Here is a 21,462-nt window from a genome sequence, read left to right as displayed (position 1 = left end):
CAGGGCCGGTTTAAAGACACTTTTATAAATGCAGAACAGGAAAGAGCTGGTCTGCATTTGCCATATGTTAGCGACAGGCTTTTTTCGCATCCGGATGATCTTCCCATCTCGGGAATGGCATACCGTGATTGCCCTTGTAATCGGGTGATTTCGGTTGCTCCCAACCTTCCAGCAGACTCTCGTTCACTTTGTAGATCTCAATGCCCAGCGGACGGCAGACTTTCAGTGGGTCTTCTGCTTCCGGCCCCCAGAGATGAACAGACAGATCACCACCGGGGCAGGTCGAGATGGCACACAGCAGGTCGATTTCAGCAAAGAATTCCAGATAATCGCCTTTCTTCGCCGGGCAAGCCTTCATGAAGTACATATCGTCGCTGTTGAGCCCCGTGCACTGGAAGACGTTCAGCACATCGTGTACATCAAACTCTGTCAGGCCATACGGCATGATGGCGCGGGTCAGATTTGAGTGACAGTGGAAGTCAAAATCTTCACCGGTCAGCAGTTTGTTGACGTATGGATCGCAACGGGTACCCAGCAGGTCATGCACCCGGCCACCATGCTCATCGACACCATAATCGGCCAGACTGTCTGCGGTAATAGTCGCAATCGGGCGCAAGAACGGCAGGTTTGACCACAGACGATCATAAGTAGAAACATGTGCGCCCTGTAACTGACGGGTACGGGATGCCCACATGCGCTCGCGCGGGTTGTGCAGGTTCCACATATTCAGATCACCCACCTGTGCACCTTCTTTGGCAACAATACGGAAGACGTGACCGGCTGGAACCGTCCATGCCTGACCAGTACGGATTGGCACGTGAATCGACTGTACCAGCTCGCGCTTGTCGGTGGCGTCAGCAATTTTCTGATAGAAGTCGCGGTTCACATCTAATGCAGAACCTTTGTTGGCCTGATAAGCGGCCGGATAGAATTTGGTCATGATTACTCCTTGGTAGCGAACAGTTTGAGTAAGGCCTGTTCTGAATTGTCCAGGTATTGAGAAAGCAACTGCACGGCGTCATCCCGCTGGCTGGCTTGCAGAAACTGATAAATGGCACGGTCGCGCTCTACCCACGGCTGCTGGAAAAACTTTTCGTCGGGGGCGGAGGCAAACAGCAGACGTAGTTGCGCCATGATGCTGGCAAAGAAACTGTCGAACCGGCGACTGCCAAGAATTGAAACGATTGTCTGATGAAAACGCAGACTGTAGGTGGCAGCGGTTGCCCAGTCGTCATCACGGGAGGCAGATTCGACCGTTTCAATGGCAGATAACATGCGGGCGAGGGCTTCCTGTTTGATATAGCGTCCACCACTGATGGCCTGTAATTCCAGCGTACGGCGAATGACATAGATATCCTTGATGTCACTGCGTTCCATCATTCGGACCGTCACACCTTTGTTGCGTTGATAGGTGACAAGCCCTTCGCAGAGTAGTTGCCGTAAAGCTTCGCGCACTGTATTGCGGGATGCCTCTAACCGCTCGGCCAGATCCATTTCCACCAGAGTTTGCCCTGCGTGTAATTGACCGGCAATCAGTTCATCACGCAACAGGCTGGCGACCCGCTCAAACGCAGGTAAATGGTTATATTGGGTTTCAGGCTGCTGAGACATCTTGTGTCAACTCCAGTTGATTCAGGGCATGCTGCTGGCTTGCCAGAAAGCGGCACAAGCGTTCGTTTTCAGATTCGCGTAACTGTGCTGGTGTACCAGCGGCTGTAATCTGGCCTTGTTCCATAAAGATCACCCGATCAGAAACCTTGAAGGCAAACTGCATTTCGTGCGTGACGATTATCATGGTCATACCTTCATTCGCCAGATCTTCAATAACCTTCAGCACTTCACCGACCAGTTCTGGATCGAGCGCGGAAGTGGGTTCGTCAAACAGCATGATGGCGGGTTTCATTGCTAGTGCACGGGCAATGGCAACACGTTGCTGCTGACCACCAGAGAGCTGATGTGGATATTGATGGGCATGCGCGAGCAGACCCACTTTATCAAGCAACGCTAAAGCGAACTGGCGGATGTCTTCTTCAGAACCACGATGATGATAGGCCGGTGCCAGCATGACGTTTTCCAGTGCGGTTTTATGCGGGAAGAGATAAAAGCCCTGAAACACCATGCCAATGCGATCAATATGTTCGTAATAATGCTCATCCGGCCGGCCATTTTTCGTCGGATGCAGGAAGGGTTTGTCATGCATCCGGATCTGACCTTCCGTCAGCATTTCCATGCCGTTTATGGTACGAATCAGCGTGGTTTTTCCTGAACCGGATGGGCCAATCACAGAAATTACCTCACCCGGACGCACCTGCAGGTTAATGCCTTTCAGTACTTCTTTACTGCCGTACGATTTGCGCACTTCGATGACAGACAGGATCGGTTTGCTCTGTGCCGATGGTGCGCTGCGTTGTGCTTTGGCTGGTGGCGTAACAGAAATCGAACGCGCCAACAGGATTTCAGTTTCAGTCGTTGGTAAGGCGATACGTTTGTTGACATCAAAGTGATGTTCCAGCCAGACAATCAAGCGATCAAACACAGTGACGATCAGCACGTAATAACAAGCAACGGCGAGCAGAGTTTCCATCACCTTAAAATTCTGGGTATAGAGACGTTGCCCAACCATCAGGATCTCCGCCAGCGAAATCACTGACACCAGCGAAGTCAGTTTTACGATGGTCACGAATTCATTCGCCAGTGAAGGCAGCGCGATTTTAAAGGCCTGCGGAATAATGATCAGACGCTGAATACCGATAAAACGCATGCCTAAGGCGCGTCCGGCCTCGGTCTGTCCTCTGTGCACAGAGAGCAAACCGCCCCGGTGAATTTCGGCAATATATGCTGACTCACTCAGGATCATGGCAAGTAAACCGGCAGTAAACGGGGACGACAGTAAGTCAGAACTTGATGGGACAAACTGCGGCACGTTATAGATAAAGATAATCAAAACCAGCAAAGGCAGGCTGCGGAACAGCCAGATATAGCTGCCGGCCAGCCAGCTTAGTGGGCGATAGTGAGATTGTTTCGCCAGTGCCAGTACCATGCCGAACACAATACCGCCCAACCAGGTCGCGACACTCAGTTCCACAACGAGCAACGATGCGTCCCAGAAATCCTGATTCTGAAACAGGCTGAGCAGATAGGGCCAGTCAAATTCCATGCGTACAATCCTTCTTTTCAGGCCCCTCAGATGAGGGGCTTTTTACTTTGGGAAAATCAGAGGGTGCCGTTCAGCGCAGCTTTGATTTCAGCATCATCCGGCGTTGCCACACTGTATTTCGCCAGCAGCGCCTTGAAATCATCGGTTGTTTCGACTTTGCCAATCGCGGTTTTCAGGGTTTCAACCAGCGCGGTATTGCCTTTTTTCACTGCCAGACCGACCACTACCGGGTAGATAATCTCGCTGGTCAGCACCAGCTTGCCTGATTTATCTGCAGCAACTTTCGCAACCCCCGCATCTTCAAACTGAGCATCGACGGCATGAGATAAAACGGCCTGACTGGCTTCCGGAGAGGTTGGGAATTCGCGCACGTCAATGGCATCCAGCCCTTGTTTTGCACAATAGGTTTCAGAAACGGTTTTCAGTTTGCTGATCCAGGCGGCACCCTGAATGGAGCTGACTTTTTTGCCGCAGAGATCTTCCGGTTTTTGTGGCTTGAAACTGCCGTCTTTCAGGGCCAGCAGTACGCCTCCGGTTTTCATATAAGGGATATATTCAATCTGGTTCGCACGTTCAGGTGTGACATAGAGGGTTGAAGCAATCACATCAAACTTCTTCAGATTCACACCCATGATCAGGTTGGCGAAACGGGTATCCATGAATGTGGGTGTCGTGTTGAGTTCTTTAGCGACCAGCCGCATGAATTCGGCATCAAAACCCGCGGCTTCTTTTCCTTCCAGATAGTTGTAAGGCGGATAGGTCAGGTCGGTACCGATCTTCAGGGGTTCCGACGCCGATGCGGATTGGCTGAGAAAACTGGCCAGACCGAATGCAGCCAATATGGTTGCTGTCTTTTTCGCGAAATGCATTCCTTTCATAGCATGACTCCCTTCGATGATTAAGATTGTTCAACAATCAATCATCAATAGATGTGCCATGATTGGAAATGACAGTAAAAATAAGCATGTGAGATGAATTAACCTCCATCTCACCGGAATATCAGGCTAAATTTCAGCAGAAATTTGCGTGGAATTGGTGCGCTTGCACCATTTTGGCATGTTTAAAGTGACGCGCCTGCCCGGGCGGCCTGATCATAAACCCCGGCCAGCATACGCAACAGCTGTGCTGTATTGCCGATGTCTTCGTTGCTGATGCCGGTTTCCAGCAGAATTTCGATCAGACAACGTTCTCTCACTTCCCGATAGCATTCACACAGGGCTGCGCCGCTTTCGGTGGCAGAAAAATAGACTTCCTTGCCGATTTTTTCGCTGGCCAGATAGCCCATTTTGACCAGTTTTTTCAGTGCGTAAGAGGCGATATGTGTATCTTCAATATTCAGTACAAAGCAGATATCAGCGAGTTTTTTCGCGGTTTTTCGGTGCGTAACATGATGAATTAACTGAACTTCCAGTGAAGTCATCTCTTTTTCACCAGCCGCAGACATACAACGCACCATCCAGCGGTTGAAGGCATTATTCAGCACGGTGAGGCCAAATTCGAATTCAGAGAGTTCGCCTGCGCGCTCTGAGACCAGATGCGAAGACGAGACGATTTTGATGGGGTGATCAGACATAACGGCTCCCTCCGTTTTTTTCAGTGTATCACCATGACCGGTTTGCAGGGAGTTTGTCGTTGATTGGCTAAAACTTCATTGCAATGATATCTATAAATTATCGATAAATTGTAACTATGGCCTTAAATTTGCCTGTATCAGGGGAAGATGCTGTGTAGCCGCGGAGAAATGAAATTGAGTAAAGTGTTCACAGCTCAAACTTATTGGGTCAATGAAAATTCGGTGACATTACAGGCACCCGCGCCGGTGTCACTGGCTCATCAGCAACGGATCTGGGCGCTTGGCGCTGCTTTACATCAGCGGTCAGGCATCACTGAAATTGTGCCGGGAATGAATAATCTCACCGTGCAGTTTGATGAAGCACAGGTGGATGGCGAAGCCCTGATGCAGGAACTGCAGGCAGGATGGAAGAGCATCAATGTGACGGCACAGGCAGGTCGCGTGATTGAAATTCCGGTGTGTTATGACGGGGAATATGGCCCGGATCTTGGTGATATTGCGGCGCATACCGGCCTGACACCAGAAGAAGTGGTACGGCTGCACAGTGAAGCGGAGTACACCGTGTTCTTTATCGGTTTCCAGCCTGGGTTTGCGTATCTCGGTGGTATGCCGGAGCAGTTAACCACACCACGCCGGGCATCACCGCGACAGGCGGTGCCTGCCGGATCAGTGGCCATTGGCGGAGCACAAACCGGTGTGTATCCGAAAACTTCGCCGGGAGGATGGCAGATCCTGGGGCACACCGATGTGGTGCTGTTTGATCCGACCCGTGACAAGCCATCGCTCTGGATGCCGGGTGATCGGGTGAAATTTGTTGCGGTGGAGGTGTGCCATGCCTGATTCAAAATTGATTGAGATCGTGCAGGCAGGCCCGCTGGTTACTGTGCAGGATCTGGGCAGAAGCGGATTCCGTCATCAGGGCGTCAGCCGGGCAGGCGCCTTGGATAGTTTGTCACTGCGAATCGCCAATCGGCTGGTGGGAAATCCGGAAGAAGCGGCCGGATTGGAATTGCTGTTCGGCAATACCCGCATCCGGTTTTTGAAAGAGATCTGGTTTGCGCTGGCTGGTTGTGAATGTTTCGCCACCCTCAATGGTAAACCAGTGTTACTGGGCTGGACGAAACGCGCCCGTGCTGGTGATGAACTGGTGATTGGCATGCCCCGTAACGGCTTGTGTGCCTACCTTGCGTTTGAGGGCGGAATAGATGTGCCAGTCTTGATGGGTTCGAAATCGACGGATGTACAGGGGGCGTTCGGTGGCTGGGAGGGCCGAAAGCTGATTGCGGGTGATTTACTGCCAATCGGTAAAAAGCACCCGAAACAGCTGAAAAACCGTGGCGTGTTGCTACCGGTATTAAATCAGGTGATCCGTGTATTAGCAGGCCCGGAGATGGAACAGTTTTCCTCCGCAACACAGGATGCATTTTTCAATCATGGCTGGAAAGTGACTGCCGACAGCAACCGCATGGGGTTCCGGCTGGAAGGGGAAACATTGCGACGTACGGAATCTACCGATCTGTTATCACACGGCGTATTTCCCGGTGTCATTCAGGTGCCACCAAATGGCCAGCCTATCATTCTGGCGGCGGAGGCACAGGCGACCGGCGGATACCCGCGGATTGCAACGGTGATCCAGCCGGATTTGTGGAAACTGGGACAGCTCAGACCCGGTGCCTTTGTACATTTTAAGCGGGTAACACGTGAAGAAGCGGCTGTCGTGAAAGCTCAACAGCAGCGCTATCTGGATCGCATTGCGCTGGCCTTAACAGGAGGATATTGAGATGGCTCAGGTAGATTTGAACTGTGATATGGGCGAGAGCTTTGGCATTTATCAGATGGGGACTGATACCCAGATTATGCCGCTGGTCAGCTCGGCCAATATTGCCTGCGGGTTTCATGCCGGAGATCCGTCGGTGATGCGCAAAACACTGGAAGCAGCAGTAGCACAAGGCGTTGCCTTGGGAGCACATCCGGGGTTGCCGGATCTGGTTGGTTTTGGTCGTCGCAATATGCAGGTTTCCGCGCAGGAAGCTTATGACATGGTGGTGTATCAGGTGGGGGCGCTGGCTGGTTTTGCCAAAGCAGCCGGTGTTTCCCTGCATCATGTGAAACCGCACGGCGCGCTTTATAACATGGCAGCCAAAGATAAGGCATTGGCGGATGCGATTGCCCGTGCGGTACGGGATATCGATGCGTCACTGGTGCTGTATGGCTTAGCCGGAAGTCAGCTGATTCAGGCCGGTAAAAATGCCGGATTACGAGTGGCCAGTGAAGTGTTTGCTGATCGCACCTATCAGGCTGATGGCTCGCTGACGTCACGTTCACAACCAAATGCATTGCTGCAATCCGATGAAGAGGCGGTACAACAGGTTTTAACCATGGTGACGGAAAAACGCGTCAAAGCAGTCACCGGGGAGTGGGTGTCACTGGATGCAGATACCATCTGTATTCATGGGGATGGGGCGCATGCCTTGAGTTTTGCAACCAAAGTCAGAGCGGCGCTGTTACAGGCCGGCGTGGAAATTAAAGCGATGTAGTTTTCTTATTTTTATCGGTTCAGGGAGAGACATATGATGGAACCTACCAATGAAGCTGTCATGGATAATAGCCTGGTTATTACCCGTCCTAAAATTAGCTGGAGTATTTTACTCGGTGCTGCTTTCTTAATGGCAACATCCGCCATCGGGCCGGGATTTCTGACACAAACTACGGTGTTTACCGCACAGTTGGGTGCCAGTTTCGGTTTTGCGATCCTGATTTCTATTTTGTTGGATATAGGAGCGCAGTTGAATATCTGGCGCGTGATTGCTGTTTCTGAAAAACGTGGGCAAGATGTCGCAAATCTGGTTCTGCCGGGACTGGGAACTGTTGTAGCGATCTTTATTCTGATGGGTGGACTGGCGTTCAACATTGGGAACGTGGCGGGAGCCGGTTTGGGGCTCAATGTCATGCTGGGGATAGATCCGGTGACGGGAGCCATCATCAGTGCTGCTATTGCCGTGGGGATTTTCCTGAGTAAAGAAGCGGGCATGGCAATGGACCGCTTTGCTCAGATTGCTGGCGTAGTAATGGTTGTTCTGACCTGTTATGTCGCGTTCAGCGCTGGTGCGCCAGTTGGTGAAGCGGTACAGAAAACCTTTATGCCGGAACAGATTGATACCATGGCGATTATTACGCTGGTGGGTGGTACGGTGGGTGGTTACATCACCTTCGCGGGTGGTCACCGTTTGCTGGATGCGGGTATTTCCGGCCAGAAAGCATTGGGTCAGGTCACCCGTAGTGCTGTTTCCGGCATTCTGATCACCTCGGTTATGCGTGTGGTACTGTTTCTGGCAGTTCTTGGCGTTGTGTATAAGGGGTTGACAATTGATGCCGCCAACCCGCCAGCTTCGGTATTCCAACTGGCCGCTGGTAATGTTGGCTATAAAATTTTCGGGATTGTGATGTGGGGGGCTGCGCTGACTTCAGTCATTGGTGCTGCGTATACGTCAGTCTCATTCATGCGTTCATTCAGTCCTTTCATTGAGCGCAATCAGAAATGGATCATCATCGGTTTCATCATTTTCTCGACGCTGGTGTTCGCACTGGTGGGCAAACCAGTCAAAATTCTGGTGCTGGTGGGGGCTGTGAATGGTCTGATTCTGCCGCTGGCATTGATTCCAATGCTGATCGCTGCTTACAAAAAATCCATTGTCGGTGATTACAAACACCCGGTCTGGATGGCGGTATTCGGTGGCTTTGTCGCGCTGCTCATGTCTGGTATGGGTATTTACACCTTATTTATTTCTATTCCAAAACTATTTGCTTAAAAACGAAAAAAGCCATACCGGAATTGTATGGCTTTTTAATTCAATTCTTATTTCAGATGATCTTTAAAGAAAGACGTCAATTTCGCAAAAGGAATCAGATCGACCCGGTCATAAAGATCGACATGTCCTGCACCAGGAACGATATAAAGCTCTTTGGGTTGACCGGCAAGTTTGTATGCATCGTTACTGAATTCTCTTGAGTGCGCATCTTCACCGGCAATAAACAGCATTGGGCGAGGTGAAATTGATTCAATGCCGTTAAATGGATAGAAATTAACGAACTTCACAGCACTCGTTAATGTAGGATGTGTGGTTAGCTCAGAAGATGAACCTTTCGGTGTGAATTCGCCGCGTGGTGTACGATAAAAATCAAAGAATTCACGTTGAATTGCTGGCGTATCTGCTGTGATTTCATGGGTGGTACCACTGGTGTATTTGGTTTTACCACCAGTAAATTCAACATAACGTTGTTCTGCAGCTTCCGCTAAAACAGCTTTGCGTTCTTCAACCGTCATCGGTTTAAATTCTTTGTAATGTGTCAGACCTGACCGGTTTACTTCCCCCATGTCATACATGCTGACAGTTGCAATCGCTTTTATTCGGGGATCGATTTTGGCCGCGCTAATTGCGAAGCTACCGCTACCACAAATACCTAATACACCAATTTGATTTCGATCGACAAATGGGCGTGTACCAAGGTAATCAACGGCTGCACTAAAATCTTCTGCATAGATATCCGGAGACACTGCATTACGTGGTTCACCAGCGCTTTCGCTCCAGAAAGAAAGATCAATTGCTAGTGTAACGAATCATTTTAAACATGGTTTCATCCTCGACTTCGCCAGATGGGGGAATTTCATGGCCGGAATGACTGTCATCATAATATACAAATAATGGAATAAAAGTGGTGATTACCCCTCTATTGGGGAATTGATAATTCCATAAAATGGAATGGCTAAGTCATGGGTCAGGCATTATTTTATTATGGTTCTGCAGTGTTCACTCACTATTCATTCGTCATGAAAAACGCAAATCAAAAGGTGCGGTGATCACGAAAGCTGAAACCAAAGATAAGATCTGGCTCTGTAAATAAAAATAGATTTATTTTATAACCCGTATTTACGGGATTTTTTATTATCAATACCGTAGTTGTATGGCTTTTTTCTCATCTTGTTTCTATTATTTCGTATTTTGGAATAGTGAAATTGTAATTTTAGAATTAATTTTCATATGGCAAAGAATAATAATTTAAAACTTGAAAGGACGGTGTTTTAGTCATTTTTTGATGCCTTTGACCATTTTAAAACAGGTAATTGTTTTATGCTGATAGATTCAACTGTAAATACCCGGATTGAAGATGAAACTGCCAATTGGGGCGCAGTTTTTGCGATGTCGTTATGTGTTTTTGTGCTGATAGCTTCTGAATTTCTGCCGGTCAGCCTGTTAACACCGATTGCATCGGATTTGATGATGACGGAAGGGCAAACCGGACAAACCATCTCTGTCTCGGGTATTTTTGCTGTTATCACAAGCCTGTATGTGGCTGTGATCACCCGCACAATGGATCGGCGAGTTGTGATGCTCACACTCACATTCATTATGATTTTATCCGGCTTTGTGGTCACTTTTGCGCCAAATTATTTTGTGCTGATGGTAGGACGGGCATTACTGGGCATTGTCATTGGCGGGTTTTGGTCACTTTCAACCGCGACCCTGATGCGGCTACTTCCTGCTGAAGCGTTACCGAAAGGTCTGGCGATTCTGAACGGGGGGAATGCACTGGCAGCGACAGTTGCCGCTCCGGTTGGCAGCTTTCTGGGGGAATCTATTGGCTGGCGAGGAGCATTTTTTACAATTGTCCCACTGGCTATTATTTCATTGATTTGGCAAATGAAAACCTTTCCGTCAATGAAGCCGATCCATATCCGGGTTATTTCATTGAATGTGTTCAAATTATTCGGCCGGCTGGAATTTTCGATCGGCATGGCTGCAATTCTCTGTTTATTCATGGGGCAGTTTTCTCTGTCTACTTATATGAGGCCATTTCTGGAAACCGTGACCGGAATGACTGTATCCAGACTCTCTTTTACCCTGCTGGTTTTAGGCGTGACCGGCTTTATCGGAACCATCGTTGTTGGGCGGTTACTCAGTAAAACGCTTTTCCCGATCCTGATAGGCTGGCCGTTTATCATGAGCCTGATTGGTTTAGGCTTTATTTCTTTCGGTTCTGACGAGTATTCGACTATTTGGGTCGTGGCAGCATGGGGATTTATCGGTACTTCGGCATGTGTGGGGTGGTCTGTCTGGCTTGCCAACGTTGCGCCCAACGATATGGAGCAAGGTGGGGGTCTGATGGTTGCAGTGATTCAACTCGCTATCACATTAGGTGCTGGTATCGGGGGCGTTCTATATGATCATCATGGCTACAAAACAACGTTCAGTACCAGTGCTTTTATCCTGCTATGCGCGGCGGCATTAAGTTTTATTGCCTATCGGATGCGTTATTCCGTCAGAGCGATGAGTTGATTACTTACCTATTCAAATACCGGATTATTTATGAATATCATTAAAAATACCTTTTATGAAGGCGAACGCCCTCTGTATGCAAGTAATGATCTGTTTCTTGAAAAAGTCAGATTCTTTCCAGGGGAATCACCGATTAAAGAGTCAAAAAATATCAGTGTGTCAGAATGTGAATTCATGGCGAAATATCCATTCTGGCACTGTCAGAATGTAAAAGTTGAGAACAGTCATTTTACCGTCTATAGCCGTGCTGCAATCTGGTACACACAGAATATAGAAATGCTGAACTGCCAGATTGATGCGCCGAAAATGTTTCGTTCAGTATCTGATCTGACGCTGAAAGATACAAAACTGAATAATGCAGCTGAATGCTGTTGGAACTGTGACACGATTGTTCTGCAACGGGTCGAGATGACGGGAGCAGATTATGTATTTATGAACTGTCATACAATTCGGGCGGAAAGCTTCAAATTGCAGGGAAATTATTCATTTCAGGATGCACAGAATGTTGAAATCTATGATTCACATTTTGATTCAAAGGATGCGTTCTGGAATACAAAAAATGTAACGGTTTATAATTCCGTGCTGGATGGTGAATATTTGGGGTGGTACTCTGAAAATCTGCGACTCGTCAATTGCGTCATCTCTGGTACACAACCATTGTGTTATGCCAAAAATCTGGTCTTAGAAAACTGTACCATGATCAATACCGATCTGGCATTCGAATACAGTACTGTCAGGGCGGATATTAAAGGCCATATTGTCAGTATTAAAAATCCGGTTGCCGGATATATTCGTGCTGAAAGTATTGGTGAAGTGATTATTGATGAACATGCCCGCAATGCCGGTGGTTGCGAAATTATTATCAATGGAAGATCACATGGCTGACATAAATATATTTGATCTTCCGGTCAACCGGAAATCAACGGCAAGTTATAAATGGGATTCCTCATCGCATACCGATCTCGTGCCTATGTGGGTTGCCGATATGGATTTTCGGACTGCTCCGGCAGTGACTGCGGCATTAATCCGGCGTGCACAGCATGGCGTGTTCGGTTATACCAAAGTCCCGGATGCGTATTTTGAGGCGGTGACCAGCTGGTTTCGTGAGCATCACCAGTTCCGGATTGATCGCCGGGAAATCCTGTTCACCACCGGAGTTGTCCCTGCGATCTCTGCGGTGATCAAGGCTCTCACAGAACCCGGTGATCGGGTCATTGTGCAGACTCCGGTGTATAACTGCTTCTTTTCTTCTATTCGCAATAATCAATGTGAACTGGTGGAAAATCCATTACGGTATCAAAATGGTACGTATCAAATGGATTTTGACGATCTCGAGCAAAAAGCAGCGGATCCCGGAGTCAAACTGTTATTGCTGTGTAATCCGCATAACCCGGTGGGGCGTAGCTGGACGGCAGAAGAGCTACGGAAACTGGGGCAGATCTGTTTCAGACATCAGGTTCTGGTGTTATCGGATGAGATCCACTGCGATTTGGTTTATCAACCGCATCAACACATCGCATTTGCGACGCAGGGTGAGGAATACCGGGCTAAATCTGTGACGTTTTCATCACCCAGCAAGGCATTCAATCTGGCGGGATTACACGTTGCCAATATTATCTGTGCGGATGAATCGTTCAGAAAAAAAATAGATAAAGCACTGAATATCAATGAAGTGTGTGAAATTACGCCATTTGCCGTGGATGGCCTGATTGCTGCTTATACAGAAGGTTTTTCGTGGCTGGCTGAGCTGAAACCATATATTTATTCAAATTACCGCTTCCTGTGTGAATTTATTCGTCAGCATTTGCCACAGCTCCATATCCTTCCCCTGGAAGCGACGTATTTAGTCTGGATTGATTGCTCCGCGCTGAATCGATCGTCAAAAAAACTGGCGGCTGATTTGTTGGAGCATCAGCATCTCTGGGTGACCGATGGCACTGTTTATGGTGATGCCGGGGAAGGGTTCTTACGCTGGAATATTGCTTGCCCGCGTATTCAACTCCAGCGGGCACTGGAGCGTTTCCGGATTTATCTCGCTGAATGATATACCCACCAACGTTCGAAAGTCTGGTGCGGGTTATCGGCTTCGACCTTCTGGCCAATCATAGGGGTGAGCAGCCGGTATGACTTGCCTTCACTCGCCTTGCTGACGTGGTTCAGTGGATCGTTCCAGGCGTGGTGCGCAAGTTTGAATTTGCTGTTATGCGAAGGTAACAATGTTTTTGCGCTCAAATCAGCCGCCGCCTGGGCGGTTTCTTCCGGTGACATGTGGATCAGTCGCCAGTCAGGGTTATATTGACCGCATTCCAGGATGGCCAGATCAAAACCACCAAACCGTTTTCCGATTTCACGGAAATGCGGACCGTAACCGCTGTCGCCACCGAGATAGATGCGGTGATTCGGGGTGATCAGGGCAAATGATCCCCACAAGGTTTTGTTGCGCGTCAGCAACCGGCCGGAGAAGTGTCGTGCCGGCAGAATGTGGATTTGTGTCTGTTTATCTTTGAAAACATCGTTCCAGTCACCCTCATGGATGAGTTTTTCATCAAATCCCCATTGCCGGAAATATGATCCCACGCCGAGAGGGGTAATAATCTTGCCGATTTTATCTTTTAACCCCATGACGGTCGGGTAATCCAGATGATCCCAGTGATCATGTGTGATCAACAAATAATCGATTTCAGGAATATCCTCTGCCGAGTATATGTTGCTGCCTTTGAAAGCCCGATTAGTGAATGGCACAGGAGATGCGTTTTCGCTGAATACCGGATCAATCAGCGCCTTAATGCCGTCAATCTGCAGAAAGTAGCTGGAGTGACCCATCCAGACAATCGCATTTTCACGAGGATTTAATTGGTGCAGGTCTGTTTTCACAGAGGGGAGCGCTGCAGGCGGATTGGCATTCTCATCCTTGGAAAACAGAAATTCCATCAGCGCTGCTACCTGACTTTTTTCACTCACACGCGTCAGAACCGGAGTGGGTAACTGATTGTAAAATAAACCATATTCATAAGTGGCGGTCAGACGGCCCGGAAAACGAATCTGTTGGGGTAATTCAGCGAATTGAGGTTGTCTCATATAGGAAAAAACAAAAATGGCGAGCAAAACCACGACGCTCATCAATATTGAGATCATTTTATAAAGCACCTTCAGATTTGATTGTTCGGTGGAAGCGATTTCGCGAACTTCAGACATCGTATTAACTCATTAGCATTTAAATCAGCGGGTATGTTTAGAAATTAAATTAAACATAGGATGTTTTATTTTATATGGTAGAGAGGAACTTATAATTCCTATGTGTGGAATTAATAAAGCCAAAATAAGGAATTGTCAGCGGCAATTATTGTATCCGGTAACTCTTATCATTACGCTTGGCAGGCCTCGTCTTCAAACCGACAATCTTACGTGTGATCATTCGCACAAATACAAACATTTCACCCAGATGAAAAATATCTGCACCCGTATGTAAAGGCTGCTGGTGTATGTTTGTATTATAGTGATTTTGGTTTTTTACTTTATTTTCTCCCAGATACAGCGCCTGGCAATGAATGTTTTAATCAAAACAAATTTAAAAATGTTCTGGCAGATCATTAATGACTTTAATTTTCATGATATAAAAAGATGGGGGGCTTATGATATTTAATGTATCAAATGGCTGGCTGCTGAATAAAATAAAGTATGGAATCAATAATCATGATGAATATATATTGGAAACGCTCGAAGCGGCCAGAATGCTTAATGTGTCAGTCATCGAACTGAAAGATGCAATCCTGAAATCACAAAGCATCAGAGGCTGGATGCCTCCGGATGCTTATAAAGTAGGGAGCAAATACTATTTTCTTTTCAAGGATCTAATGCAATTGAAGACGCAATAAACGAAGGTATAAAGCAATTTTCTCTATAAAGCCCGATTTTCCCGAAAAATGATTGCAGAAAGGTAATTCAGGCAGGGAAGAGATGAAATGGGTTGTCGCATCAGATACAGACTTTGGTTGTGATTCAGCGATTAAAGACTCACGGTTCTCGGATAAAAGGCTTCCAGTTTTATTAAACCGCTATAGATATTAGAACTATATTAAGGAGAGAAAAGATTTATTCAGTTCATTTTTGAGATATAGCTATGTGTGCAGCAGATGTAATGACGTCCGGTAAGAGGATAAAAATGCGCCGCAAGATGTTTGGATTAACCATGCAGGCGTTGGCGGATTACGTTGGTGTGAGCCAGCCGACGGTGAGTCAATGGGAATCAGATTTGACACTGCCGAAAGGCCAGAATATGCGCCGCTTGGAAGAGATCCTGCGCACTAATAGCGACTGGCTCACTTGGGGAGAAGGCGATCCAGATGCTCGTTATGTACTGGTGCGGCCAAGTACTGACGAGTTCAAGGTGATTGATAGCTTCTCAAGACAGTTACCTGTTATCACCATAGCGCAAGCACTTACATGGTGTGATTTATCGCCGGACGAACAGAACAAGGCAGCAAGCAAGAGCAATATAGTCTCCATTGCTACTTCTAAAGGAGGATTCATTCTCATCATGCCGAATGACAGTATGGTGGGACCAAACAATCCCCGCAGTCTGCAAGCTGGCTGTCAGTTGGTAGTGGAGCCGGAGTTTAAACCGAATGAACTGAATGAAAAGGTAGTGGTGGTCGCGGTTGAGGACGCTCCGGTAGCGATGGTCAGAGAATTCATTCAGGATGGTCCATTGGTCTTCCTGCGTTCCTTCAATCCATCCTATCCCATACTGAACGCAGTTAATTTCCGAGTGATTGGCGTTGTAAAACAAGCGGTGGTCAATCTGTAGAGGAACATAAAATGGACTTTATTGATGGCGATAGAATAATCAGGAAATCTTTTTACAGAAAGATGGTTGATGGCGATCATAGTTTAGCCAAGACGTTCTAGCTGTACGTGATCGGAAGTAATCTAGCTATCCAGTTGGTCTACTGCCCAGCTTTTACTGGAACATCGCTGGGTGAAAATATCTCTCTGTTGTTTATTTGTTCATTGTTTGTGGTGTGGTGGTGCTATGTCACACTGGTAGGAGCTTGGCGTTCCTGCGTCAACTCCACCATCCGTAAAGGATTTATTTATGCCATAAGGACGCTGCTCGGTTTCTGGGTCTTATGGATGTAGTTGCATTCCTAGATGCCCTATCGCTGGTTAAATACCTGTGACTGCGTTCTGTACTGGATATGTCGAATTCTGATATCAGTCCAGCAAGTATTGTCTAACCCCCAAAAAACCAAACCCGGAGAGTTGATCCCCGGATTTTTTGTCTGAACATGATTTCTCTGAAGGTCAGCTGGCTTCACGACAACCAGACAGAAAGTCCAGTTCTGGTTTGTAGACTGATGTCGCAACATTCGTTAAGCCAAGCAGGCTGTGGGACAGATAATCCTGGGAGATCTGTTCTGATTCTGCATTTTTGCGCAGGCAGGTCGTATCAATCCGGTTTTCTCTTACATAGTTATCCGATAACCAGAGTAATGCCGGTACATGGGTCTGTTCTTTCGGGGCAATCGCATACGGTGTGCCGTGCAAATAGAGCCCGTTTTCCCCCAGTGATTCGCCATGATCGGACATGTACAGCATGTTGGTGTTGTATTGGTCAGTGTGCACTTTCAGGACATTTACAATCCGCGACAGCATGTAGTCAGTGTAAGCGATCGTATTATCGTAGGTATTGACCAGTTCTTCACGGGTACAGTTCTGAATGTCACTCCGCTGGCAATCCGGTGTGAATTTACGGTGCGAGGCCGGATAACGACGGTAATAAGTCGGGCCATGACTACCAATCAGATGCAATACGATCAGCGTATCTTTGCCGTTGGCTTTCGCCAGCGCTTTTTCCAGCTCAGGCAGTATGATGTCATCGAAACAGTATTCGCCATCACACAGCGGTGAATCGGTCTTGGTGCTGATACTGATGGTGGGTACGTGTCCGCAAACGCCTTTACAGCCGCCATCATTATCTATCCACTGGGTATTAATGCCGGATCGTTGGATCACATCTAATACGTTATCCTGATTAGCGGCCCGGTTTTCGTCATAATTTGCGCGGCCCATGAATGAAAACATGCAGGGCACAGAAACGGCCGTGGCTGTTCCACAGGAAGACACGTGGCGGAAGGAAATCAGATTGTCGGATACGGTGAACGGATTCGTATCGCGGGAATAACCATTGTAGCGGTAGTTCATCGCGCGGGCTGTTTCACCCAATACCATGACGGTGACTTGCGGGCGGGTAACGGTCGCCGCGGCCGCTTTTCTTGAGTCGAGCCCCAGTTGCTGATAAACCAGTGGCGTCGTGAAATAGTTCTTCTTCAGATATTTATAACCGCTCGAGACGTATTGGGTCGGAACGATATATTTCTGCAGGAACCGATTATTACGCCCGATAGAGGCGTAATCCTGATAGTAGAAAAATGCAATGATCAGGAGCCCTAACAGTGAAAGACTCATCAGAGCTGTTTTGCTTAAAACTTCTTTAACCAGAGGGCGATAGATAATGTTGGCTCTGGTGATAAAAAACGCAGGCAGTATGCCGGTCAGGATAAAACTGATAATCAGGGACGGATTGAGGTAACTCAGTGCTTCAGCCAAGTTGGTCTGAGATGAGTTCTGGATCATGCCATAGTCAAATACGACGCCATACGTCAGCCCGGCATAGAACACCAAAGAAGAAGATACCGTCAGAAAAATGAAGATGGGTTTACTGATGTATTTGATCGTGAACAGCGAAAACAGAATGATTAAGGCAAACAGAACAAAAAAAGGAATGGAAACAATGAATCCGGCTTTCACCTGTTCAATTTTTCCCAATACCTTCCATGATTCACGGAAAAACGGATAGTTGAGGATCAGGGTGAAATAGATTGCCAGCAATAATGTAAAGTACTGACTCTTAAGGTTAAATCTTAATGGCACTCTGCTACCTGTTTAATAAATCTGAAACCTGAGTGTGTCATGATATTGAATGAACCTTAACAGAGAATTAAGCCGGTTCTTTCTGTGCAAATAAAAAAAAGCCCCGAATGAACGGGGCTTAAAGTTTACCGGTTTTTATCTGGTTTTCCGGCGTATCTTTACTCTGCAATCTCAACCAGGACATCGCCCGGATTGATACGATCACCTTTAGCCACGTGAATAGCCTTCACTGTGCCGGCAACCGGCGCCATGATTTCAGTTTCCATCTTCATCGCTTCTGTAACCAGCAGTGGCTGACCGGCTTTAACGCTGTCGCCTTCTTTTACCAGTACGTCAACGATGTTACCCGGCATAGCGGTGCTGACATCGCCAGGTGCCGTGGCTTGTTTACGTTTGCTGCTTGAAGCTGCGCCCACGTAATTATTCAGTGGTTCAAAAACAACTTCTTCCGGCAGACCATCAATCGACATGTAGAAGTGGCGTTTGTTGTCGCTCTTGATACCGATACCGGTGATATCGATATGGTAAGACTCGCCATGCACATCAATTACAAACTCAGTCGGCATGCCTTCTTTGGCTACTGACTGTGCAGCGGCTGAATCTGGCAGTGGCAGTAATACTTCCGGAGTCAGAGTGCCGTTTTCGCGTTCCTGCAAGAACTTACGACCGATATCAGGGAACATGGCATACGTCAGCACATCTTCTTCTGATTTTGCCAGTGCACCAATTTCTGCTTTCAGCTTAGTCAGTTCAGGTTTCAGCAAGTCAGCCGGACGCACATCGATCACTTCTTCGTTACCGATCGCCTGACGCTGCAGCGCTGCATTAACAGCTGCTGGTGCTTTACCATAGCGGCCTTGCAGATACAGTTTTACTTCGTTGGTGATGGTTTTGTAACGTTCGCCTGCCAGCACATTGAATACGGCCTGAGTACCCACGATCTGAGAGGTTGGTGTGACCAGCGGCGGATAGCCAAGGTCTTTACGTACACGAGGAATTTCATCAAATACTTCGTTGATGCGGCTCAGTGCACCTTGTTCTTTCAGCTGGTTCGCCAGGTTGGAAACCATACCGCCAGGAACCTGATTGATCTGAACGCGGGTGTCCACACCGGTGAACTCGCTTTCATACTGGTGGTATTTCTTGCGAATAGCATTGAAATACATGCCGATTTCCTGCAGCAGTTCCAGATCCAGACCCGTGTCATATTCTGAACCGCGCAGTGCAGCAACCATGGATTCGGTTGCCGGGTGGCTGGTACCCCAGGCCATGCTGGAGATGGCGGTATCGATGTTATCCACGCCGTTTTCAATTGCTTTCAGCTGACACATAGTGGCGATGCCGGCAGTATCATGCGAATGGATGAAGATAGGCAGGTCTACCGCTTCTTTCAGCGCTTTAACCAGCTCGCCGGTGGCAAACGGTGTCAGCAGGCCGGCCATATCTTTGATGGCAATAGAATCAACGCCTAAATCGACCAGATCACGCGCCTGCGCAACAAAAGCTTCGGTAGTATGTACCGGGCTGGTGGTGTAGCAAATGGTGCCCTGGGCGTGTTTACCGACTTTCTTCACTGCACGGATGGCGGTTGCCAGATTGCGCACATCGTTCATGGCATCGAATATACGGAATACGTCGATGCCGTTCTCAGCTGCTTTCGCGACAAAGGCTTCTACCACGTCGTCACTGTAGTGACGGTAGCCCAGCAGGTTCTGACCACGCAGCAACATCTGCAGACGGGTGTTTGGTAATGCACGACGCAGTTCGCGCAGACGTTCCCACGGATCTTCTTTCAGGAAACGTACACAGGAATCAAATGTCGCACCGCCCCAGACTTCCAGAGACCAGTAGCCAACCTGATCCAGCTTGCTGCAGATTGGCAGCATATCTTCGGTACGCATGCGGGTTGCCAGCAGGGACTGATGGGAATCACGCAGGATGGTATCGGTGACAGTAATTTTCTTGCTCATTCTTAATTCTTCCTCTTCCGGTCGTCCGGTCTGAAATTCTTATAATCCGGCGTATGCCGCGATAGCCGTTGCGATAGCGAGTGCCAATTGGTCAGGGCTGCGTTTTTCTGAATATTCCAGCAGTTCGGGATGGTTTTCCACAAAGCTGGTATTGAACTCGCCGGTCCGGAATTCAGGGTTACGCAGGATCTCCTGATAATACGCAGTGGTCGTTTTCACGCCATGTAACCGCATATCGTCCAGTGCTCGCAAACCACGTGCTAATGCTTCTTCCCAGGTCATTGCCCATACGATCAGTTTCAGACACATAGAGTCGTAGTGAGGCGGAATAACATAGCCGGTATAAATCGCTGTATCGGTACGTACGCCCGGACCACCGGGTGCGTAATAACGGGTTATCTTGCCGAAAGAAGGGAAGAAATTATTTTTCGGATCTTCAGCATTGATTCGGAACTGCAGAGCAAAACCCTGATGACGGATGTCATCCTGTTTTACTGACAGTGGCAATCCGGAAGCAATACGGATTTGTTCACGGACAATATCGATGCCGGTGATTTCTTCGGTGATGGTATGTTCCACCTGCACGCGGGTGTTCATTTCCATGAAATAAACTTCATCGCCGGTGAGCAGGAATTCAACCGTACCGGCGTTTTCGTAACCTACAGCTTTCGCTGCACGTACCGACAGTTCACCGATATAAGCGCGTTGTTCCGGTGTCAGTTGCGGACTTGGTGCAATTTCGATCAGTTTCTGGTTACGACGTTGAATCGAACAGTCGCGTTCATACAGATGAACGGTGTTACCAAAGCTGTCAGCAAGGATCTGCGCTTCAATATGCTTTGGATTAACAATGCATTTTTCCAGAAAAACTTCTGCTGAGCCGAACGCTTTTGTAGCCTCGGAAATAACACGAGGATAAGCCTGTTCCAGTTCTTCGCGGCTGTTACAGCGACGAATACCACGGCCACCACCACCGGAAGTTGCTTTCAGCATGATCGGGTAACCGATACGCTCAGCTTCACTGATTGCTTCGGCCAGATCAGCCAGATTGCCTTCAGTACCCGGGGTACAAGGAACGCCTGCGGCGATCATACTGCGACGGGCTTCAGTTTTATCGCCCATACGGCGGATAACTTCAGCGCTCGGGCCGATAAATTTTATACCGTGCTGATCGCAAAGATCGGCTAACAGGGGATTTTCCGAAAGAAATCCGTAACCGGGATGCAGGGCATCACAGCCGGTTTCTACGGCCAGACTCACCAGACGTTGCGGACTAAGATAGCCGGCGAGTGGATCAGCGCCCAGGGTGTAAGCTTCATCTGCACGTTTCACGTGTAATGCATGGCGGTCGGCTTCTGAATAAACAGCCACCGAGCGGATACCCAGTTCAGCGCAAGCGCGGACGATACGCACTGCAATTTCACCACGGTTGGCAATCAGAATTTTTTTGATCACGAAAAACTGCCTCCTTGTATGTTCACTGGTGAACGATTC

At 48.1% G+C, this 21,462-nt stretch carries 19 protein-coding genes; 9 read left to right on the top strand and 10 right to left on the bottom strand.

The features are described from left to right. Positions 1-67: 67 nt before the first annotated feature. The 5 genes from TOLA_RS09465 to TOLA_RS09445 form a co-directional block, all read right to left on the bottom strand. Positions 68-940 (bottom strand): urea carboxylase-associated family protein, encoded by an 873-nt coding sequence (locus TOLA_RS09465; protein ID WP_015878943.1) that lies wholly within the window; start codon positions 938-940, stop codon positions 68-70. A gap of 2 nt (positions 941-942) precedes the next feature. Next, complete coding sequence (locus TOLA_RS09460) at positions 943-1,611, bottom strand: GntR family transcriptional regulator (RefSeq protein WP_015878942.1); 669 nt, start codon at positions 1,609-1,611, stop codon at positions 943-945. Next, positions 1,595-3,157, bottom strand: coding sequence for an amino acid ABC transporter permease/ATP-binding protein (locus tag TOLA_RS16980; RefSeq protein WP_015878941.1), 1,563 nt, complete (start codon positions 3,155-3,157; stop codon positions 1,595-1,597). The genes TOLA_RS09460 and TOLA_RS16980 overlap by 17 nt, the downstream gene beginning before the upstream one ends. A gap of 56 nt (positions 3,158-3,213) precedes the next feature. Beyond that, positions 3,214-4,035, bottom strand: coding sequence for an ABC transporter substrate-binding protein (locus tag TOLA_RS09450; RefSeq protein WP_015878940.1), 822 nt, complete (start codon positions 4,033-4,035; stop codon positions 3,214-3,216). A 182-nt stretch (positions 4,036-4,217) separates the two neighbouring features. Beyond that, the gene (locus TOLA_RS09445; protein ID WP_015878939.1) at positions 4,218-4,730 is read right to left on the bottom strand and encodes a winged helix DNA-binding protein; all 513 of its coding nucleotides are present in this window, start codon (positions 4,728-4,730) and stop codon (positions 4,218-4,220) included. Between the two features lie 168 nt (positions 4,731-4,898). Between TOLA_RS09445 and pxpB the strand changes: the two genes are divergently transcribed. From pxpB to TOLA_RS09425, 4 genes are read left to right on the top strand one after another with little or no spacing between them, the layout of a single operon-like run. Continuing rightward, the gene (gene pxpB, locus TOLA_RS09440) at positions 4,899-5,570 is read left to right on the top strand and encodes a 5-oxoprolinase subunit PxpB (RefSeq protein WP_041609506.1); all 672 of its coding nucleotides are present in this window, start codon (positions 4,899-4,901) and stop codon (positions 5,568-5,570) included. After that, the gene (locus tag TOLA_RS09435) at positions 5,563-6,510 is read left to right on the top strand and encodes a 5-oxoprolinase subunit C family protein (protein WP_015878937.1); all 948 of its coding nucleotides are present in this window, start codon (positions 5,563-5,565) and stop codon (positions 6,508-6,510) included. Before pxpB ends, TOLA_RS09435 begins: the two co-directional genes overlap by 8 nt. Position 6,511: 1 nt before the next feature. Continuing rightward, entirely contained in the window at positions 6,512-7,267 is a 756-nt protein-coding gene (locus TOLA_RS09430) for a LamB/YcsF family protein (RefSeq protein ID WP_015878936.1), read from the top strand. Between the two features lie 33 nt (positions 7,268-7,300). Next, positions 7,301-8,539 (top strand): NRAMP family divalent metal transporter, encoded by a 1,239-nt coding sequence (locus TOLA_RS09425; protein WP_015878935.1) that lies wholly within the window; start codon positions 7,301-7,303, stop codon positions 8,537-8,539. A 47-nt stretch (positions 8,540-8,586) separates the two neighbouring features. Here the strand turns inward: TOLA_RS09425 and TOLA_RS09420 are convergent, their stop codons facing one another. Next, positions 8,587-9,285 carry an alpha/beta hydrolase gene (locus tag TOLA_RS09420; RefSeq protein WP_245534206.1) on the bottom strand — a complete coding sequence of 233 codons (699 nt, stop codon included), beginning with the start codon at positions 9,283-9,285 and terminating at the stop codon, positions 8,587-8,589. 574 nt (positions 9,286-9,859) lie between these two features. Here TOLA_RS09420 and TOLA_RS09415 point away from each other — a divergent pair. Genes TOLA_RS09415 through TOLA_RS09405 form a run of 3 tightly spaced genes read left to right on the top strand, consistent with a single transcriptional unit; the run spans position 9,860 to position 13,109 of the window. After that, entirely contained in the window at positions 9,860-11,065 is a 1,206-nt protein-coding gene (locus TOLA_RS09415; protein ID WP_015878934.1) for an MFS transporter, read from the top strand. A gap of 30 nt (positions 11,066-11,095) precedes the next feature. Next, a complete protein-coding gene (locus TOLA_RS09410) occupies positions 11,096-11,950 on the top strand; it encodes a DUF3737 family protein (protein WP_015878933.1) in 855 nt (284 codons plus the stop codon). Next, positions 11,943-13,109, top strand: coding sequence for a MalY/PatB family protein (locus TOLA_RS09405; RefSeq protein ID WP_015878932.1), 1,167 nt, complete (start codon positions 11,943-11,945; stop codon positions 13,107-13,109). Before TOLA_RS09410 ends, TOLA_RS09405 begins: the two co-directional genes overlap by 8 nt. Here TOLA_RS09405 and TOLA_RS09400 read toward each other — a convergent pair. Continuing rightward, positions 13,094-14,260 carry an MBL fold metallo-hydrolase gene (locus TOLA_RS09400; protein ID WP_015878931.1) on the bottom strand — a complete coding sequence of 389 codons (1,167 nt, stop codon included), beginning with the start codon at positions 14,258-14,260 and terminating at the stop codon, positions 13,094-13,096. The two genes, TOLA_RS09405 and TOLA_RS09400, sit on opposite strands and share 16 nt — an antisense overlap. Before the next feature lie 437 nt (positions 14,261-14,697). Between TOLA_RS09400 and TOLA_RS09395 the strand changes: the two genes are divergently transcribed. Beyond that, positions 14,698-14,940, top strand: coding sequence for a hypothetical protein (locus tag TOLA_RS09395; protein WP_015878930.1), 243 nt, complete (start codon positions 14,698-14,700; stop codon positions 14,938-14,940). A 287-nt stretch (positions 14,941-15,227) separates the two neighbouring features. Beyond that, positions 15,228-15,872 (top strand): helix-turn-helix domain-containing protein, encoded by a 645-nt coding sequence (locus TOLA_RS09390; protein ID WP_015878929.1) that lies wholly within the window; start codon positions 15,228-15,230, stop codon positions 15,870-15,872. Positions 15,873-16,369: 497 nt separating this feature from the next. On the opposite strand, the gene TOLA_RS09385 is transcribed toward TOLA_RS09390, so the two are convergent. From TOLA_RS09385 to TOLA_RS09375, 3 genes are all read right to left on the bottom strand, one after another. Then, positions 16,370-17,998, bottom strand: a complete 1,629-nt coding sequence (locus tag TOLA_RS09385; protein ID WP_015878928.1) for a phosphoethanolamine transferase — start codon at positions 17,996-17,998, stop codon at positions 16,370-16,372. Between the two features lie 158 nt (positions 17,999-18,156). Further along, a complete protein-coding gene (gene oadA, locus TOLA_RS09380) occupies positions 18,157-19,968 on the bottom strand; it encodes a sodium-extruding oxaloacetate decarboxylase subunit alpha (RefSeq protein WP_015878927.1) in 1,812 nt (603 codons plus the stop codon). Positions 19,969-20,007: 39 nt separating this feature from the next. Next, positions 20,008-21,423 (bottom strand): acetyl-CoA carboxylase biotin carboxylase subunit, encoded by a 1,416-nt coding sequence (locus TOLA_RS09375; protein ID WP_015878926.1) that lies wholly within the window; start codon positions 21,421-21,423, stop codon positions 20,008-20,010. Positions 21,424-21,462: the final 39 nt, after the last annotated feature.

The organism is Tolumonas auensis DSM 9187 (genome assembly GCF_000023065.1).
GTDB classification, from domain to species: domain Bacteria; phylum Pseudomonadota; class Gammaproteobacteria; order Enterobacterales; family Aeromonadaceae; genus Tolumonas; species Tolumonas auensis.
Note: the sequence above shows the minus strand (reverse complement) of the source record. Positions and strands in the feature narration are given on the sequence as shown.

What these genes read in the sequence shown, in the direction of transcription:
- TOLA_RS09425 (WP_015878935.1), top strand. Translation starts at nt 7,301, where the DNA reads ATGATGGAACCTACCAATGAAGCTGTCATGGATAATAGCCTGGTTATT.
- TOLA_RS09415 (WP_015878934.1), top strand. Translation starts at nt 9,860, where the DNA reads ATGCTGATAGATTCAACTGTAAATACCCGGATTGAAGATGAAACTGCC.
- oadA (WP_015878927.1), bottom strand. Translation starts at nt 19,968, where the DNA reads ATGAGCAAGAAAATTACTGTCACCGATACCATCCTGCGTGATTCCCAT.
- TOLA_RS09405 (WP_015878932.1), top strand. Translation starts at nt 11,943, where the DNA reads ATGGCTGACATAAATATATTTGATCTTCCGGTCAACCGGAAATCAACG.
- TOLA_RS16980 (WP_015878941.1), bottom strand. Translation starts at nt 3,157, where the DNA reads ATGGAATTTGACTGGCCCTATCTGCTCAGCCTGTTTCAGAATCAGGAT.
- TOLA_RS09395 (WP_015878930.1), top strand. Translation starts at nt 14,698, where the DNA reads ATGATATTTAATGTATCAAATGGCTGGCTGCTGAATAAAATAAAGTAT.
- TOLA_RS09390 (WP_015878929.1), top strand. Translation starts at nt 15,228, where the DNA reads ATGCGCCGCAAGATGTTTGGATTAACCATGCAGGCGTTGGCGGATTAC.
- TOLA_RS09435 (WP_015878937.1), top strand. Translation starts at nt 5,563, where the DNA reads ATGCCTGATTCAAAATTGATTGAGATCGTGCAGGCAGGCCCGCTGGTT.
- TOLA_RS09465 (WP_015878943.1), bottom strand. Translation starts at nt 940, where the DNA reads ATGACCAAATTCTATCCGGCCGCTTATCAGGCCAACAAAGGTTCTGCA.
- TOLA_RS09400 (WP_015878931.1), bottom strand. Translation starts at nt 14,260, where the DNA reads ATGTCTGAAGTTCGCGAAATCGCTTCCACCGAACAATCAAATCTGAAG.
- TOLA_RS09430 (WP_015878936.1), top strand. Translation starts at nt 6,512, where the DNA reads ATGGCTCAGGTAGATTTGAACTGTGATATGGGCGAGAGCTTTGGCATT.
- TOLA_RS09445 (WP_015878939.1), bottom strand. Translation starts at nt 4,730, where the DNA reads ATGTCTGATCACCCCATCAAAATCGTCTCGTCTTCGCATCTGGTCTCA.
- TOLA_RS09450 (WP_015878940.1), bottom strand. Translation starts at nt 4,035, where the DNA reads ATGAAAGGAATGCATTTCGCGAAAAAGACAGCAACCATATTGGCTGCA.
- TOLA_RS09410 (WP_015878933.1), top strand. Translation starts at nt 11,096, where the DNA reads ATGAATATCATTAAAAATACCTTTTATGAAGGCGAACGCCCTCTGTAT.
- pxpB (WP_041609506.1), top strand. Translation starts at nt 4,899, where the DNA reads ATGAAATTGAGTAAAGTGTTCACAGCTCAAACTTATTGGGTCAATGAA.
- TOLA_RS09460 (WP_015878942.1), bottom strand. Translation starts at nt 1,611, where the DNA reads ATGTCTCAGCAGCCTGAAACCCAATATAACCATTTACCTGCGTTTGAG.